We start from the raw sequence: 16,443 nt of genomic DNA, 5'->3' as shown, positions 1-16,443 counted from the left end.
TCCGCGTCGCGTGAAGGGGATTTCGCGCGTGGCTGCAGGCAGTGCACCTCCCATCGACGTCGACCCGCTGGAGCAATCGATCCGGCGGCGGGTGGTGCTGGCCACGATCGCCATCCTGCTGATGATCGCCGCGCATATTGTGGGGCCGCTGGTTCGTACCGAGGGGTCGAAGGCGGTGGATCTGCTGACCGAGTTCGGCAGCGCCATCACCGCGCTGTTCCTGCTGCTGCTCGGCACGCCCAAGATCCTGCGCGCACTTCGCGAACGGCGCGAAGATGCCGCCATCGCCCATGCGGAGCGGATGCAGGTCAACCACCTCTTCCGCATGACCGAACTGCTGCAGAGCGCCAATGGCTATGGCGATGCCAATGCGGTGCTGGGATCGACGATCGATTCGCTGCTCCAGGGCTTTGGCGGCGCGCTGTACGTCTTCAACAACTCGCGCGACCGGCTGGAGCTTTCCGCCACCTGGAACTGGCCGGAAACCGACACACTACGGCCGATGCTGATGCCCTCGCAATGCTGGGCGCTGAAACGCGGCAAGGCGCATCTCAACGCCGACACGCAAGGTGCCCTGCGCTGCGATCACCATATCGGCGCGGCGACGGTGCTTGAACTGCCGATGACCGCGCATGGCGAGATCCGCGGCATGCTGAAGATCGGCACCGCCCTTCCCGACGCCGCAGCACAGCTTGCGCGCATCCAGCCCATCGCCACCGCCATCGCCGACGCCATGTCGCTCGCGATCTCGAACATCGCCTTGCGCGAAACGCTGCGAACCCAGGCGCTGCGAGACCCGCTGACCGGCTTGTACAACCGGCGCTATATGGAAGATGCGCTGACCCGATTGTCCGCGCTTGCCGAACGCACCGGCACCCCCCTTTCCGCGATCATGATCGATCTCGATCACTTCAAGAAGCTCAACGACGCATTCGGGCATGCCGTCGGGGACACAGTGCTGCGTGAGGCGGCGGCGCAGATCGTGGGGGCGCTTCGCGTATCCGATGTCGCGTGTCGCTATGGCGGCGAGGAACTGCTGGTGATCCTGCCCGAATGTAGCTTGACCGAAGCCAAGACCAAGGCGGAGGTGCTCCGCGAGCGTATCGAAGCGCTGTCGAGCGTGCAGGGCGCGACGATCTCCGCCTCGTTGGGCGTCGCCTCCCTGCCCGAGAACACGCGCACGATTGCCGACCTGCTGCCGATGGCCGACGCTGCGATGTATCAGGCCAAGGAGGCCGGACGAAACCGCGTCGTCGCGGCGCCTGCACAGGAATCGCCAATGCTGCCGCTCGCGGCGGAGTGATCGCGGGCGGGCTTCCGTCCTCAGCTTTGCTCGGTTAAGCCTTGGCAATGCAGGGGACCTTTCAGCGCGCCGCGCTCGCACTCGCCGCCACGTCGCTTCTCGCGACGCCGCTCGCCGCCCAGACCGGCTATGAGCATGCCGATCCGCTGGTCGGCACCGGCGGAGAGGGGCACACCTTCCCTGGCGCGGTGGCGCCCTTCGGGATGGTCCAGCTGAGCCCCGACACCGATACCGGCTGCGCGATCCGCGAATGCTATGGCCATGCTGCCGGCTACCGGCATGGCGACCCGACCATTCAGGGCTTCTCGCTGACCCACTTTTCGGGCGCGGGCCATTCCGACCTCGGCGACTTCCTGATCGCAGCGGTGGCGGGCGACACCGTGCCGCTGGAGCCGGGTGACCCGAAGAAACCCGGCTCGGCGGGCTATCGCTCACGCTTCACCCATGCCGACGAGGTCGCGCGGCCGGGCTATTATGCGGTGACGCTGCAGGACCAGGGCGTCCGTGCCGAGATGACTGCGGGCACCCGGGTCGCGGTGGAACGCTATGCCTTCCCGGCTGGCAAGGCGGCGCACCTGGTGCTCGATCTGCGCAGCTCGCTGTACAATTATCCCGGCAAGATCCTCTGGTCCTCGGTGCGGGTGCGGCCCGACGGGACGATCACCGGCGCGCGCGAGACGCGCGGCTGGGCGCCGGCGCGCAAGCTGTTCTTCGCGATCCGCCCCTCGGCGCCGCTCAAGTCCCATGCCTTTGTCGATACCGAAGGCAAGATACCCTATCGCGGCTTTCAGGGGCCCGGCCGCGGCGATGACGGCGTCGCGCAGCTGCAGGGCCGCTCGATCGTGGCGCGGCTTGATTTCGGCATGCTCGACCGGCCGCTCGAACTCCGCGTTGCGCTATCCAGCGTCGACGAGGATGCGGCGCTCGCCAATCTAGCCAGCGAAGCTGGCGATTTCGATGCGGTCCATGCGCGCACCGCCGCCGCGTGGAAGCAGGCGCTTGGCGCGATCGAGGCGCAGGGCAGCGACACCGCGCTGCGCAACTTCTACTCGGCCTTCTACCACACGCTGATGGCGCCCAGCGTCTTCTCCGACGCCGATGGCCGCTATCGCGGGCCCGACGACCAGGTCCACCAGGCCGAGGGCTTCACCTTCCACTCCACCTTCTCGCTCTGGGATACCTTCCGCGCCGAGCACCCGCTGCTGCTGCTCGTCCAGCCCGAGGCGCGCAATCGCGACATCATCCAGTCGCTGATCGCCAGCCGCGAGGACAGCCCGTTCGGCATCCTGCCGGTCTGGCAGTTCCAGGGGCGCGAAACCTGGACGATGATCGGCTATCACGCCGTCCCGGTAATCGCCGACGCCTATCTCAAGGGGCTGCGCGGCTTCGACGGCAAGGCGGCGCTCGACGCGATGGTGGCGAGCGCAACCTACGGCCCCTATGGCGGGCTCGACTGGTACCAGAAGCTTGGCTACGTGCCGATCGACAAGGAGCCGGAAGCCGCCTCCAAGACCGTCGAATATGCCTATGACGACTGGACCATCGCCCGCATGGCGCGCGCGATGGGCAAGGACGATCTCGCCGCGACCTTCGAGAAGCGTGCGGGCAACTGGCGCAACAGCTTTGACGTGAAGACCGGCTTCCTGCGCGCGCGCAAGAGCGACGGGACGTACCGCACGCCCTTCGATCCCACCGCGATCAACTATGGCTCGGACTATACCGAGGGCAATGCCTGGCAATATTCGTGGTTCGTGCCGCAGGATCAGGCGGGGCTGTTCCGCCTGATGGGCGGCGACGCTGCGGTGGTCCGCAAGCTCGACGCGATGTTCGATTTCGACAATTCGAAGATCGACTATAGCCATGCCGAGGATATTGCGGGGCTGATCGGCCAGTATATCCACGGCAACGAGCCCAGCCACCATGTCGCCTATCTGTACAGCTATGCCGGCCAGCCTTGGCGGACGCAGGAGCGGCTGAAGCAGATCGTCGACAGCCAATACAAACCGACGCCGGATGGCCTGGCCGGCAATGACGATCTGGGCCAGATGTCGGCCTGGCTGGTGTTCACGATGCTGGGTTTCTACCCCGTCGCACCTGGGTCCAACCAATATGTGCTGGGCCGGCCGTTCCTGGAGCGGGCGACGCTGACGCTGCCGAACGGCAAGCACTTTACGGTGACGGCGTCCGGTCTGTCGGAGGTGAACCGCTATGTCGGCAGCGTGACGCTGAATGGCCGCAAGCTGGACCGGCAATATGTGACGCACGAGGAGCTGATGCGCGGCGGCGAGCTGCGTTTCGCGATGCAGGGGGCGCCGAACCGGGCGGTGGTGCCGGTGGCGGCGCGGCCCTATTCGATGCCGCGGTGATCCTAACTAACCCCTCCCCCTTGAGGGGGGAGGATAGCGTAGCTTGGCGCTTCAGCGCCTAGCGAAGCTTGGAGAGGGTGAGCGGCTGCGCAGCAGCCGCGCGATTTGCACTTGCAAATCGCCCCCTCTCCCTCCCACCGCCTGACGGCGGCGGGCCCCTCCCTCCCCCACAAGGGGGGAGGGAAAACTAGCCGTCGCCGACGCGCTCGATATCGGCGCCGACCGCCTGCAGCTTCTCTTCCAGCCGCTCGTACCCGCGATCGAGATGGTAGACCCGGTTGACCTGGGTCTCGCCTTCCGCCGCCAAGCCCGCGAGGATCAGGCTCATCGAGGCGCGCAGATCGGTCGCCATCACCGGGGCGCCGGTGAGCTTATTCACTCCGCGGACGATCGCGGTGCGGCCATGCACCTCGATGTCCGCGCCCATCCGTGCCAGCTCGGGCACGTGCATGTAGCGATTTTCAAAAATCGTTTCGGTGAGCGTGCTCGCCCCATCCGCCTTGCACAGCATCGCCATGAACTGTGCTTGCATATCCGTGGCAAAGCCCGGGAACGGCGCGGTGTTGAGCGTGAGCGGGTGGATACCGTTCTCGGCCGCAATGCGCACGCTGTTCGCGGTTTCCTCCACGGTAATGCCGGCCTCGACCAGCGCATCGAGCGTCGCGCGCATGTCCTCGGCCGAGGCGCCGACCAGCTCAACATCGCCGCCGGTGATCGCCGCGGCGCAGGCATAGCTGCCCGCTTCGATCCGATCGGGCATCACCGCATAGGTGGCGCCGTGCAGCCTATCGCGGCCATCGATCTCCAGCGTCTCGGTGCCGATGCCGCGGATTACCGCGCCCATCGCGACCAGCAGGTTGCACAGGTCGACGATCTCGGGCTCGCGCGCCGCATTCTCCAACACCGTAGTGCCGCGCGCGGTCGACGCCGCCATCAGCGCATTCTCGGTCGCACCCACCGAGACGACGGGGAAGCGGAAGCGCCCGCCCGAAATGCGGCCGCCGGGCGCAGTCGCCTTCACATAGCCGGCGCTGATCTCGATCTCGGCGCCCATCGCTTCAAGGGCTTTGAGGTGAAGGTCGATCGGGCGGTTGCCGATCGCGCAGCCGCCGGGCAGCGACACCGTCGCCTCGCCCTCGCGCGCGAGCAGAGGGCCCAGCACCAGGATCGAGGCGCGCATCTTGCGGACGATATCATAAGGGGCGACCGTCGAGGTCAGCCGGCTGGCGCGCACCGAGAGCACCCGGCCGAACTCGTTCGGGCGCGTGCCCTCTACCGACGTGGAGGCGCCCAGTTCATTCAGTAGATGTCCGAAGCTGTCGACATCTGCTAGACGTGGCAGGTTGCGCAGCGTGAGCGGCTCGTCGGTGAGCAGCGCGCACGGCATCAGAGTAAGGGCGGCGTTCTTCGCCCCGGAAATCGCGATCTTGCCGGCAAGTCGGTTGCCGCCACGGATGAGGATACGGTCCATGGCGAGCTTCTAGCCGCTCTGCGCGCCCGCGCAAGCGGTGGGCTGCCGGAGGGCCTTGATCGATTTTAATGCGCTGATTCCGTTGCGCTGCTTTGCAGGGCGAACCGGGGGAAAGTGCAGAGCGTGTCATCTAGTTGTTTTGCTGATGTTTTGAGCGAATTCATCCACCTCACGCCCAAGGAGCGCGAGGCGCTGGATGCGCTTGAGCTGCGCCAGCGCCACGTGCGCCGCGGCGCAATTTTACAGCGCGAGAACGAACCTTGCGGGGAGTTGTTCATACTCCGCAAGGGACTGATGATGAGCTATGTGCTGCTCGACGACGGCAGCCGGCAGATTCTCCGATTCTTGTTCCCGGGCGACATGCTCGGCATCTCGTCGGCAATTTATCACGAAGCGCCGGAGACATTGTGCGCGCTATCCGACGCCGTGGTGTGCCCCTTTGACCGCGCGACGCTGTCCGGCATCATGCAGGAACACCCCCGCCTGGCAGCGATGATCCTGGTCTACAGCCAGATCGAGCGCGTGGCGCTGACCGATCGGCTGGCGGCGCTCGGACGGACCAGCGCCAAGGCGCGGGTGGCGGCACTGCTGCTCGATCTGCGCAACCGGCTGCGCGCGACGGACAAGTCGATCGATCGCACCTTCCCGCTCGGCCTGACACAGGAGGAGATCGGCGACGCGACGGGGCTCACCGCGGTGCATGTCAACCGCATGCTCCGCCAGCTCGAAGAGGAGGGCATGATCGCGCGCGAGGGCGGTCGGGTGACACTGCTTGATCGCGGCGCGCTCGCGGGCGCGGCGAATTACGTCAATCGCTATGAAGGGCTCGACCTGCGCTGGCTGCCGCCGGCGCGGTGAGCTGCGCGCCCCTCGATCGTCATTCCCGCGAAGGCGGAAGCCCGTTTGCCAGGACGCTTGGGGAAAGAAGCGGCGCTTCAGCGCCAATCGATCCCCGCCCGCGCGGGGATGACGAGCGTTATGTTTTGGGGCCGACACACCGCCGAGTACGACGGCGCAGCCAGAGCGCCTACGCCTTCTCCAGCGTGCACTGGAGCGGGTGCTGGTTCTGCCGGGCGAAGTCGATCACCTGCGAAACCTTGGTTTCGGCGACCTCGTAGCTGAACACCCCGCACACGCCCACGCCGCGCTGATGGACGTGGAGCATCACCTGGGTCGCTTCCTCCATGTTCATCCGGAAGAAGCGCTGCAGCACCAGCACGACGAACTCCATCGGGGTGTAATCGTCATTGAGCATCAGCACCCGATAAGGCGTCGGCTTCTTGGTGCGGGTCCGGGTGCGCGTGGCGATGCCGAGCGCGTTGTCGTTGCCGCGGTCGTCCTGGTCGCCGTCCTCGGCCATCCGAATCTGTGTTGTACGAAGCTCGACCATAGGCGTCGCAAAATATGTCGCACTGCCCCCAAGGGCAAGGCGTGCCGAGGCCCACCCGGCATTTTGTCCTCATGAAAAAGGGGCGATCGCCGCAGCGACCGCCCCCAAATCGTTCGATTCCGGATCGGCAGACCGATCAGGCGGTGGTCTTCACCTTCTCGACGGCGACCGCAAAGCGGTTCGAGATCGGCTGCGCGGCATCGCCGGCAAGCTTGATCATCGCTTCGGTGTGCTTCGAGGCTTCAGCGACATAGGAGTCGAACGCGCTGCGCATATAGTCGCTCTGCAGCTTGAAGAAGTCGGTCGGCGACTTGACCGAGGCAAGGTTCTTCATCGCGGCAGTCGCGCTCTCGAACGAGCGGCGGCTGTAATCAGCAGCTTCCTGGCCCAGATGCTCGAAGCCCTTGGCAGCGATGCGGCCCGATTCGGCCAGCGCTTCGATGTTGCCCTTGGCGAACTCGTTCGCTTCTTCGACCATCTTGGTCGACTTCTCGACGGCGGCCTTCGCGCGCTCGTTCATGTCGGCGAACGCGGTGTGCGCCTGGGTGGTCGCGTTGGCGGTAGCGTTTTCGTAGGTGGTAGCCATGGTAGACGTTTCCTTCGCGGTGCTGGTGGTGACCGCCGACGCGACGGTCTCAACGGCATCGATCACCGGTTCGGCCACGGCTTCAGCCGTTTCCGCAGTGGCGGCGATCGCTTCTTCGACGTGGGTCTTCACTTCCTGCGGTGCAGCGGTTTCGACCGGCGCCGGCACCAAGGCCGCGGCCGGGACGATCGTCTCGGCCAACGGGGGTACGGGCGGCGGAATAACCGCGGCAGCTTCGGCCAGAATCGCGGGCTTTGGGGCGCCGCGTGCCGCCATTTTGGCGGCCGGTTTGGCCGTCGTCTTGGGTCCCTTGCTGGCCATGTGACTAGCTTCCCTGCCTATTGCTGCACCGCAGCATATAACGAGGCGAAGCCGAATTTGCAAGACGTCATTGTGCACTGCACAAAAAGTAACAAATGCCGAGTTTTCACGGCTTTTTGTCAGCGCATTTTAACATAATCGCCTGGTGCTTCCGCAATCGCACAAAGGTTTCCACCCCCCGGAACCCTCGCACCGTTCGCCGCGACTTTGGCACCGCTTACCGCGCGCAACCAATCGAGCCAGTCGGGCCACCAGCTGCCGGCGTGCTCGGTGGCGGTTTCCACAAACGAATCCAGCGACTCGGCAAGGTCCTTATTGGTCCAATATTGGTATTTTTTGGCAGACGGGGGGTTTATAACACCGGCGATATGGCCCGAGCCGGCGAGCACGAACTTGTGCGGCCCGCGGAAATGCTCGGTCAACTTCCATACGCTTTTGGCAGGGGCGATATGATCTTCACGCCCGGCCTGAATATAGCTCGGCGTCGTCACCTTCGACAGGTCGACCGGCGTGCCGCCGATGCGGAGCGCGCCCGGCGCGATCAGCTTGTTGTCTCGATACAGGTCGGTCAAATAGCTGAGGTGCCAGGCCGCCGGCAGGTTGGTGACGTCCGAATTCCAGTGGAGTAGGTCGAACGGCGCATATTCCTGCCCCATCAGATAATTGTTGGTGACGTAGTTCCAGATCAGGTCGCGGCCGCGCAGCAGGTTGAAGGTCGCCGCCATATAGCGCCCGTCGAGGAACCCGTCGCCGCTGAGGCTTCGGATCATCGCCAACTGGTCGTCGTCGACGAACACGCGCAGGTCCCCCGCCTCGGTGAAGTCGACCTGGGCGGTGAAGAAGGTGGCGCTCGCAACCTTTGCAGCCTGGTCCCGCGCGGCAAGCACCGCCAGCGTCGCCGCCAGCGTGGTGCCGGCGACGCAATAGCCGATGGTGTGGACGCTCTCGACGCCGAGCAGGTCACGCACCGTGTCGATCGCATCGATCTGGCCGCGCTCGACATAATCGTCCCACACCACGTCCTTCATCGTCGCATCGGCCGAGCGCCATGAGACGACGAACACGGTGATCCCCTGCTCCACCGCCCAGCGGATGAAGCTCTTCTCCGGCGTAAGATCCAGGATGTAGAAGCGGTTGATCCACGGCGGGAAGATGATCAGCGGGGTTTCCAGCACCTCCTCGGTGGTCGGCGCATATTGGATGAGCTCGTAGAGCGGTGTGCGCTTCACCACCTTGCCGGGGGTCATCGCCAGGTTGCGGCCGAGCTCGAACGCGCCCGCGGCGGTCTGCGTCATCTGGCCCTTGGCCATGTCCTGCAGCATGTGCTGCAGACCCTTGAGCAGGCTTTCTCCCTTGGTTTCGACGATCTTCTCGATCACCTGCGGGTTGGTGGCAGGGAAATTGGTGGGGCTGATCGCGTCGATGAAGCCCTGGGTGGCGAAGCGGATCTGGTCCTTCTGCCGCCCATCGACATGCTCCAGCGCCTCGACATTCCTGAGCATATGATCGGCGATGACGAAATAGCTCTGGCGGAGAAAGTCGAACACCGGCTCCTCGCGCCACTGCGGCGCCTTGAAGCGCCTGTCGCGCGCCTGCTCGGGCGATTCGACAAAGGGCTCGGCATTGGCGGGATCAAGGAAGCGCTGCCACAGCTGCATCGTGTCCGCCCAGAAATCGGCGCTCGCGCGCATCGCCGGCGTGGGATCCAGCAGCATGCCGAAGGGCGGCGCGGCAGGCACATGCTCCATCAGGTCCAGCCCATGCTCCAGCATCATCTGCTGCGCCCGACCGAGCACCCAGGTCCAGTGCTGCAAATCCTCCAGGCGCGGCAGGGTCGGCGTGAGCGTGTCGGGCATTCGATCCTCTCCTTTGCCCCGCCTTAGCGCAGGGACTGCAATGCGTCATTCCCGACTAGATCATTATGGCGTAGAACGCGCGCACGACACAATTTTGTGTCGCATGCCAGAACCCTTGAAAGTCGAGGAAATGTCCGAAGAATTCTACCGCATCAAGCGCTTGCCCCCCTATGTCATCGCCGAAGTGAACGCGATGCGGGCGGCCGCGCGGGCTGGTGGAGAGGACATTATCGACCTCGGCATGGGCAATCCGGACCTGCCGCCGCCCGATCATGTGATCGAGAAGCTCTGCGAGGTGGCGCGCAAGCCGGACGCCCATGGCTATTCGCAGTCCAAGGGGATTCCCGGCCTGCGCCGCGCTCAGGCCAATTATTATGGCCGCCGCTTCGGCGTCGAGCTCGATCCCGAGACCGAAGTGGTGGTGACGATGGGATCGAAGGAGGGCCTCGCCAGCCTCGCCACCGCGATCACCGCGCCGGGCGACGTGGTGCTGGCACCCAACCCCAGCTACCCGATCCATACCTTCGGCTTCATCATCGCCGGGGCGACGATCCGCGCGGTGCCGACCACGCCTGACGACGCCTATTTCGAGAGCCTCGAGCGCGCGATGAACTTCACCGTGCCGCGCCCCTCGATCCTCGTCGTCAACTATCCCTCCAATCCGACGGCGGAAACGGTGGACCTCGCCTTCTACGAGCGGCTGGTCGCCTGGGCGCGCGAGAACAAGGTGTGGATCCTCTCCGACCTGGCCTATTCGGAGCTCTATTTCGACGGCAAGCCGACCCCGTCGATCCTGCAGGTCAAGGGTGCCAAGGACGTCGCGATCGAATTCACCTCGCTCAGCAAGACCTATTCGATGGCCGGCTGGCGCATGGGCTTTGCGGTCGGCAACAAGGAACTGATCGCGGCGATGTCGCGCGTGAAGTCGTACCTCGATTACGGCGCTTTCACGCCAATCCAGGCGGCGGCCTGCGCCGCGCTCAACGGCCCGCAGGACATCGTCGAGAAGAACCGCCAGCTCTACCATAAGCGCCGCGACGTAATGGTCGAAAGCTTCGCCCGCGCCGGCTGGGAGATCCCCTCCCCCCGCGCCTCGATGTTCGCCTGGGCGCCGCTGCCGCCGGCGCTCGCGCATCTCGGCAGCCTGGAGTTTTCCAAGCAGCTGCTCACCCACGCCAAGGTCGCGGTGGCGCCGGGCGTGGGCTATGGCGAGAATGGCGAGGGCTTCGTCCGCATCGCGATGGTCGAGAACGAACAGCGCCTCCGCCAGGCGGCGCGCAACGTGAAGAAGTATCTTCAGTCGATGGGGGTCAACACGCCGGCGGCCAACGCGGGGTGATGGCGGCGACGCGGCGGATCCGATAGACTGCCGCTGCAAATGACATAGGCTTCCCACGATGCGAGCCCCCGCGGCTGCAACGGCGGGGGCTCTTTTACCGCCCTCCTCCACCCCCATCGTCATTCCCTCGAAGGCGGGAATCCATTGGGGATGACACTGCGGTTCCAGCCTTGAACGCACAGGCGACTGGATCCCCGCCTTCGCGGGGATGACGGGAAGGGTGTGGAGGGGGCAGGTCTCCGGAAATGGCACGTCTGCGTGCGCACACCGCACTTGCGAACCGCGCTCGGCTCGGGGCAAAGCCCGCCGCCATGTCCCGCCCCGGTTTCCCCTTTTCCACCCGCTTCCGCGTCCGCTATTCCGAAATCGACGGGCAGAAGATCGTCTTCAACTCGCGCTATCTCGAATATGCCGATGTCGGGCTCACCGAATTCTGGCGCTGGGCGGATCTCGCCCGGCTAGGGCCGGAATGGATGGAGGCGGAGTTCAACGTCGTCCGCGCGCAGGTCGAATATAAGGCGCCGTTCCGCTTCGACGATCTGGTCGAGGTGTTCGTCCGGGTCGAGCGGCTGGGCAACACCAGCATGACGATGCGCGCCGATCTCTGTCATGCCGAAACCGGCGCGCTGCATGCCGAAGTCGAACTGGTCAGCGTCCATCTCGATCTGGACACGCGCCGCCCCAAGCCGATCCCGGATGCGGTGCGTGCGGCGCTGGAGGCGATCGGCGGCTAGACGACCACGTCGGCGAAGGCGCCGCCCTGGGCCCGGCCCAGCTTGCGCTTCATCTCGTCCTCAATCTCCTTGCGGATCGCGGCCTGCTTTTCGGGGGAGAGCTGGTCGAACTGCTCCTGCGTCAGGTTGTAACGCTTTAGCACGGCTTCCTTGGTGCGCTCGGCGGGGCTCTTCCGAGCTTCCCGGAGAAAGGCTTCAGCGGTCTCGTCGACGGGGCCGCCGGCGCTGCCCCGGGTCGCAGCGCCGCTCGCCACGCCCTTTACCCCAGTACTCCCGACCGTCGAAATGCCGAACGTCATGCGCAAATTTCCCTGATGCACGGGGGCATTATAGAAGCATTTACGCTTTGGCGGTGCGCATCGACGGACTTACTCGGCCGCGCGGGCTTCCTCGGCCTCCTCGGGCAGTGCCCAGAGCAGATCCCCCTTGCCCAGTACCCGGCCATCCTGCGCCTGCACCGTCACCGGCGCGATCGGCTTGCCGTCGCGGGCATCGACCAGGATCGGCGAAGCCGGCACGCCGGTTTCCCAGCGCTCGCCCCATTGGCGCAGCGCCACCATCGTCGGCAGCAGCGCATGGCCCTTGTCGGTCAGCCGATATTCCACCTTGCGCCGATCGTCGGCACAAGGCGCGCGGGCGAGGATGCCATGCTCGACCAGCCGCGCCAGCCGATTGGCGAGGATGTTGCGGGCGATACCCAGTTCGCTCTGGAATTCCTCAAAATGGCGGATGCCGTTGAACGCCCCGCGCAGGATCAGGAACGACCACCGCTCGCCCATCGCCTCCAGCGCGGCCGGCAGGCTGCATTCCCGTGCCATGGCCCGCAGCGTTTCTCGAACGGCTCCACCCATTTGGGTACCCTATCGCAAAAAAGGGGGGTGGGAAACCGGCCCGGCGCAGCACTTCGGCCACAGCGGCGCCGTTAAGCCGCGATTGCACCTTCAAATCGGTTGCAAAGACCGGACCAGTGACGCCATCTAGAAGGCGTGCTGCGTCAGTATGAACTTGTAGACCGGGTCCTCTCTTACGACCCCGAAGCCGATGAGGCATTGCTCAACCGGGCCTATGTCTTCTCGGTCAACGCCCATGGCTCGCAGAAGCGCGCTTCGGGCGACCCCTATTTCAGCCACCCGATCGAAGTGGCGGGTATCCTCACCGACCTCCATCTCGACGACGAGACGATCGCGACCGCGATCCTCCACGACACGATAGAGGACACGGTGGCGACGCCGGAGGAGATCCGTCGGCTGTTCGGCGCGAACGTCGCGCGCATGGTCGACGGCGTCACCAAACTCTCCAAGATCGAGGCGCAGACCGAAAGCGAGCGCGCGGCGGAGAATCTCCGCAAGTTCCTGCTGGCGATGTCCGACGACATTCGCGTGCTGCTGGTGAAGCTCGCCGATCGCCTGCACAACATGCGCACGCTCCACTTCATCAAGAAGGAGGAGAAGCGCCGCCGCATCGCCCGCGAGACGATGGACATCTATGCCCCGCTCGCCGAGCGGATCGGCATGTACGAGTTCATGAAGGAGATGCAGACGCTCGCCTTCCGCCAGCTCGAACCCGAAGCCTATGAATCGATCACGAAGCGGCTGGAGAGCTTCCGCGTCGAGGGCGAGGACCGGGTGCTCAAGATCGCTTCGGGCCTCAAGCTGCTGCTCGGCCGCGGCGGCATCGACGCCGAGGTGACGGGGCGCGAGAAGCATCCCTATTCGATCTGGAAGAAGATGTCCGAGCGCCATGTCAGCCTCGAACAGCTGTCCGACATCATGGCCTTCCGCGCGATCGTCGACAGCGAGGAGGAATGTTATCGCGCGCTCGGTGCGATCCATCGCCGCTGGCCGATGGTGCCGGGGCGCTTCAAGGATTACATTTCGACGCCGAAGCGCAACGGCTATCGCTCGCTCCACACCACGATCATGCATGCGGGCGACACCCGCATCGAGATCCAGATCCGCACCCGCGACATGCACGCCCAGGCCGAGTTCGGTCTCGCCGCGCACTGGGCCTACAAGCAGAGCTCGGTGCGGCCCGACACCCAGGTCAGCTGGATCCGCGACCTGATCGAGATCCTCGAACATGCCGAGAGCCCGGAAGAGCTGCTCGAGCATACCCGCATGGCGATGTACCAGGATCGCATCTTCGCCTTCACCCCCAAGGGCGAGCTGATCCAGCTGCCCAAGGGCGCGACGCCGATCGACTTCGCCTATGCCGTCCACACCGATCTCGGCGACCAGGCGGTCGGCGCCAAGGTCAACGGCAAGGTGGTGCCGCTGCGCACCGAGATCGAGCAGGGCGACCAGGTCCAGATCCTGCGTTCGAAGGCGCAGGAGCCGCAGCCCAATTGGCTCAACTTCGCGATCACCGGCAAGGCGCGCGCAGCGATCCGCCGCCACCTCCGCCACAAGGAGCGCGACGAGACGATCCGGCTGGGCCGCAAGCTCTACGAGGACATCGTCGCCCGCCTCCCCGTCGCCCCCGGTGAAGGCGCGCTGGGTGAGGCACTTAAGCGGCTGAAGCTCGCCGACGCGGAATCGCTGATGGAAGCGATCGCGCGCCGCACGTTGACCGACGGGCAGGTGATGGAAGCCGTGATGCCGGGCTCTGCGAGCGGCGAGGACGACCAGTTGCCGCCGCAGCACCACGCGATCGACATCAAGGGCCTCACCCCCGGCGTGGCGTTCACCTACGCAGAGGATTGCTGTCCGGTGCCGGGCGACCGCATCCTGGGCGTGCGCAAGCCGGACCAGCCGATCGTCGTTCACCGTATCGATTGCCCGAGCCTCGCCGATGTCGAGGAAGCGGACTGGGTAGACCTCACCTGGGGCGACAAGGCCGATGGCGGCGTCGCCGAGATCGCGGTGACGCTGAAGAACGAACCCGGCGCGCTGGGCACGGTCGCGACGCTGATCGGCCAGCACAAGGCGAACATCCTCGGGCTGCGGCTGGATAATCGCGACACGACCTTCCACACCAACACGATCGACCTGGAAGTGCGCAACGCCGCGCATTTGATGAAGCTGCTCGCGGCGCTGCGCGCGGCGGATGCGGTGAGCTCGGCCGAGCGGGTTTGAGACAAACCATGTCCTCCCCCCTCCACGGGGAGGATAGCGGTTGAAAGCCTCGTCCCAGCGGCTACCGTCCCCCATTCGGACTATGGAATTGGGGGAAAAGCCTTGGATCGTCGTGTCTTCCTCGCGTCTTCGAGCGGCGCAGCGCTGGCCGCGCTGCTCCCCGCCGCTGCCCGCGCCGCCGTCGCCGGCACCCGCGATGCCGAGATCCTGACCGTCTACGACCAGATCGTCGCCGAACGCATCCAGCGTTCGCCCGAATTCGCCACCTCGCTCGGCTTCGACAAGGGCCCCAACGCCCCGCTCAAGCACAGACTGAGCGACGGCAGCGCCGCCGCCAAGGCGCGCAACCTTGCCGATACCAAGGCGGCGATCGCCAAGATCGAGGCATTCGATCCCGCCGCCTTGTCCGAGGGCGCACGGCTCGATCGCGAGGTGGTGCTCTACTCGCTACGCGGCGCCACCGTGTCGCAAGATAGATTCCAGATCGACTCGGTGGGCCGCCCCTTCCCGATCACCCAGCAGGGCGGCGCCTATTTCTCGACGCCGGATTTTCTCAACTCCAGCCACACCATCGTCACCCAGGACGATGCCGAGGCCTATCTCGATCGCCTCGACGCCTTTGCCGGCGCGCTCGACCAAGATACGACGGACCAGAAGGAAGCCGCAGGCCGCGGGCTGGCGGCGCCGGTCTTCTGCCTCGAACTGACGCTCGCCCAGATGGCCAAGTTGCGCCAGCCCGATCCGGCGGCGAACACCCTCACCCAGTCGCTGGTCCGCCGCGCCGCCGCCAAGCAGCTGCAGGGGGACTGGCAGGGCCGCGCCGCGAAGATCGTCGGCGAGAAGGTCTATCCCGCGCTCGATCGCCAGTACGCCCTGATCAAGGACCTCCACGCCAAGGGCCGCCCCTCGGCCGGCCTATGGGACGTGCCGCGCGGCCAGGAAATCTACGCGGCCGCACTGGAGCAATGGACTACCACCAGCTTTACCCCCGATCAGGTCCACAAGATGGGCCTGGAGCAGGTGGCGGAGATCAGCGCCAAGCTCGATGCACTGCTGAAGGCACAGGGCATGACGCGGGGCAGCGTCGGCGCGCGACTGACCGCGCTGAACGAACGCCCCGATCAACTCTACCCTGACACGGCAGAGGGCCGGGCCGCGCTGATCGCCGGTCTCAACGCGGGCATCCAGAACGTCGCCGCGCTGTTGCCCAAGGCGTTCCTCAACCCCAACAAGGCGCCGCTGGAGATCCGCGCGGTGCCGGTGGAGATCCAGGACGGCGCCTCGAACGGCTATTACACCCGTGCCGCGCTGGATGGCTCGCGCCCCGCCATCTACTGGATCAACCTGAAGAGCGTTGCCGACTGGCCGAAATATTCGCTGCCCGCGCTCACCTTTCACGAAGGGCTGCCAGGCCACCATCTCCAGATCAGCACCGCACAGGCGGCGGAAGGCCCGCTGATCCGCAAGTTCGGCTTCTTCAGCGCTTATACCGAGGGCTGGGCGCTCTATGCGGAGCAGCTGGCGGACGAACTGGGCGCCTATCACGGGCCCCTAGAGCGCGCCGGCTATCTCCAGTCCTTCCTGTTCCGCGCGGTGCGGCTGGTGGTGGATACCGGCCTTCACACCCAGAAATGGAGCCGCGACCAGGCGACCGAGTACATCGTCCAGAACACCGGCTTCGCCCGGCCGCGCTCGCAGCGTGAAGTGGAACGCTATTGCACCATGCCGGGCCAGGCCTGCGCCTACAAGCTCGGCCATATCGCTTGGACCCGGGCGCGCGCCAACGCGCAGAAGATCGCCGGGCAGAAGTTCGATCTCCACCAGTTCCACGAGGTGATCCGGCTGGGCGCGATGCCGCTCACCATGTTCGAACGGCTGGTGGAGGAACGCGCCAAGGCGATGGCCTGAGGTTTTGAGATCCTCCCCCGGAGGGGGAGGGACCGCCGCCGCAGGCGGTGGTGGAGGGGTGTCCGCGTTGGGGCTGCGTACGCCGCAGCAGCCGC

Annotated in this window: 13 protein-coding genes; 7 read left to right on the top strand and 6 right to left on the bottom strand. The window is 65.6% G+C overall.

All coding sequences use genetic code 11. From position 1 onward, the window contains the following. The first annotated feature begins 28 nt into the window (after positions 1-28). Together RT655_RS18245 and RT655_RS18240 are read left to right on the top strand one after the other, a co-directional pair. Positions 29-1,303 carry a GGDEF domain-containing protein gene (locus RT655_RS18245; protein ID WP_313539663.1) on the top strand — a complete coding sequence of 425 codons (1,275 nt, stop codon included), beginning with the start codon at positions 29-31 and terminating at the stop codon, positions 1,301-1,303. A gap of 47 nt (positions 1,304-1,350) precedes the next feature. Further along, the gene (locus tag RT655_RS18240; RefSeq protein ID WP_313539660.1) at positions 1,351-3,669 is read left to right on the top strand and encodes a GH92 family glycosyl hydrolase; all 2,319 of its coding nucleotides are present in this window, start codon (positions 1,351-1,353) and stop codon (positions 3,667-3,669) included. A 187-nt stretch (positions 3,670-3,856) separates the two neighbouring features. On the opposite strand, the gene murA is transcribed toward RT655_RS18240, so the two are convergent. Next, positions 3,857-5,140: a UDP-N-acetylglucosamine 1-carboxyvinyltransferase gene (murA, locus tag RT655_RS18235; RefSeq protein WP_313539657.1), complete on the bottom strand. Its 1,284-nt coding sequence runs from the start codon at positions 5,138-5,140 to the stop codon at positions 3,857-3,859. Positions 5,141-5,290: 150 nt separating this feature from the next. On the opposite strand from murA, the gene RT655_RS18230 reads away from it, so the two are divergent. Beyond that, positions 5,291-5,998, top strand: coding sequence for a Crp/Fnr family transcriptional regulator (locus RT655_RS18230; RefSeq protein ID WP_313539654.1), 708 nt, complete (start codon positions 5,291-5,293; stop codon positions 5,996-5,998). Positions 5,999-6,167: 169 nt separating this feature from the next. Here the strand turns inward: RT655_RS18230 and clpS are convergent, their stop codons facing one another. From clpS to RT655_RS18215, 3 genes are all read right to left on the bottom strand, one after another. Continuing rightward, the gene (clpS, locus tag RT655_RS18225) at positions 6,168-6,500 is read right to left on the bottom strand and encodes an ATP-dependent Clp protease adapter ClpS (protein ID WP_313539651.1); all 333 of its coding nucleotides are present in this window, start codon (positions 6,498-6,500) and stop codon (positions 6,168-6,170) included. 166 nt (positions 6,501-6,666) lie between these two features. Further along, positions 6,667-7,437 carry a phasin family protein gene (locus RT655_RS18220; RefSeq protein ID WP_313539648.1) on the bottom strand — a complete coding sequence of 257 codons (771 nt, stop codon included), beginning with the start codon at positions 7,435-7,437 and terminating at the stop codon, positions 6,667-6,669. 119 nt (positions 7,438-7,556) lie between these two features. Next, positions 7,557-9,293, bottom strand: a complete 1,737-nt coding sequence (locus RT655_RS18215; protein ID WP_313539645.1) for a class I poly(R)-hydroxyalkanoic acid synthase — start codon at positions 9,291-9,293, stop codon at positions 7,557-7,559. A 130-nt stretch (positions 9,294-9,423) separates the two neighbouring features. On the opposite strand from RT655_RS18215, the gene RT655_RS18210 reads away from it, so the two are divergent. Both RT655_RS18210 and RT655_RS18205 read left to right on the top strand, forming a co-directional pair. Beyond that, on the top strand, positions 9,424-10,632 hold the full coding sequence (locus RT655_RS18210) for an LL-diaminopimelate aminotransferase (protein WP_313539805.1): 1,209 nt from the start codon (positions 9,424-9,426) through the stop codon (positions 10,630-10,632). A 311-nt stretch (positions 10,633-10,943) separates the two neighbouring features. Then, a complete protein-coding gene (locus RT655_RS18205; protein WP_313539642.1) occupies positions 10,944-11,366 on the top strand; it encodes a thioesterase family protein in 423 nt (140 codons plus the stop codon). Here RT655_RS18205 and RT655_RS18200 read toward each other — a convergent pair. Together RT655_RS18200 and RT655_RS18195 are read right to left on the bottom strand one after the other, a co-directional pair. Then, positions 11,363-11,665 (bottom strand): hypothetical protein, encoded by a 303-nt coding sequence (locus RT655_RS18200; RefSeq protein WP_313539639.1) that lies wholly within the window; start codon positions 11,663-11,665, stop codon positions 11,363-11,365. The genes RT655_RS18205 and RT655_RS18200 overlap by 4 nt on opposite strands. A gap of 69 nt (positions 11,666-11,734) precedes the next feature. Then, positions 11,735-12,217 (bottom strand): winged helix-turn-helix transcriptional regulator, encoded by a 483-nt coding sequence (locus RT655_RS18195; protein ID WP_409530296.1) that lies wholly within the window; start codon positions 12,215-12,217, stop codon positions 11,735-11,737. Positions 12,218-12,352: 135 nt separating this feature from the next. Here RT655_RS18195 and RT655_RS18190 point away from each other — a divergent pair, with 135 nt between their 5' ends. Continuing rightward, the gene (locus RT655_RS18190) at positions 12,353-14,440 is read left to right on the top strand and encodes a bifunctional (p)ppGpp synthetase/guanosine-3',5'-bis(diphosphate) 3'-pyrophosphohydrolase (protein WP_313539633.1); all 2,088 of its coding nucleotides are present in this window, start codon (positions 12,353-12,355) and stop codon (positions 14,438-14,440) included. Positions 14,441-14,542: 102 nt separating this feature from the next. Further along, positions 14,543-16,348, top strand: coding sequence for a DUF885 family protein (locus RT655_RS18185; RefSeq protein ID WP_313539630.1), 1,806 nt, complete (start codon positions 14,543-14,545; stop codon positions 16,346-16,348). Positions 16,349-16,443: the final 95 nt, after the last annotated feature.

Source organism: Sphingomonas sp. (genome assembly GCF_032114135.1).
GTDB lineage: Bacteria > Pseudomonadota > Alphaproteobacteria > Sphingomonadales > Sphingomonadaceae > Sphingomonas.
The sequence above is the reverse complement of the archived record's forward strand: the minus strand, read 5'-3'. Positions and strand labels throughout refer to the sequence as shown.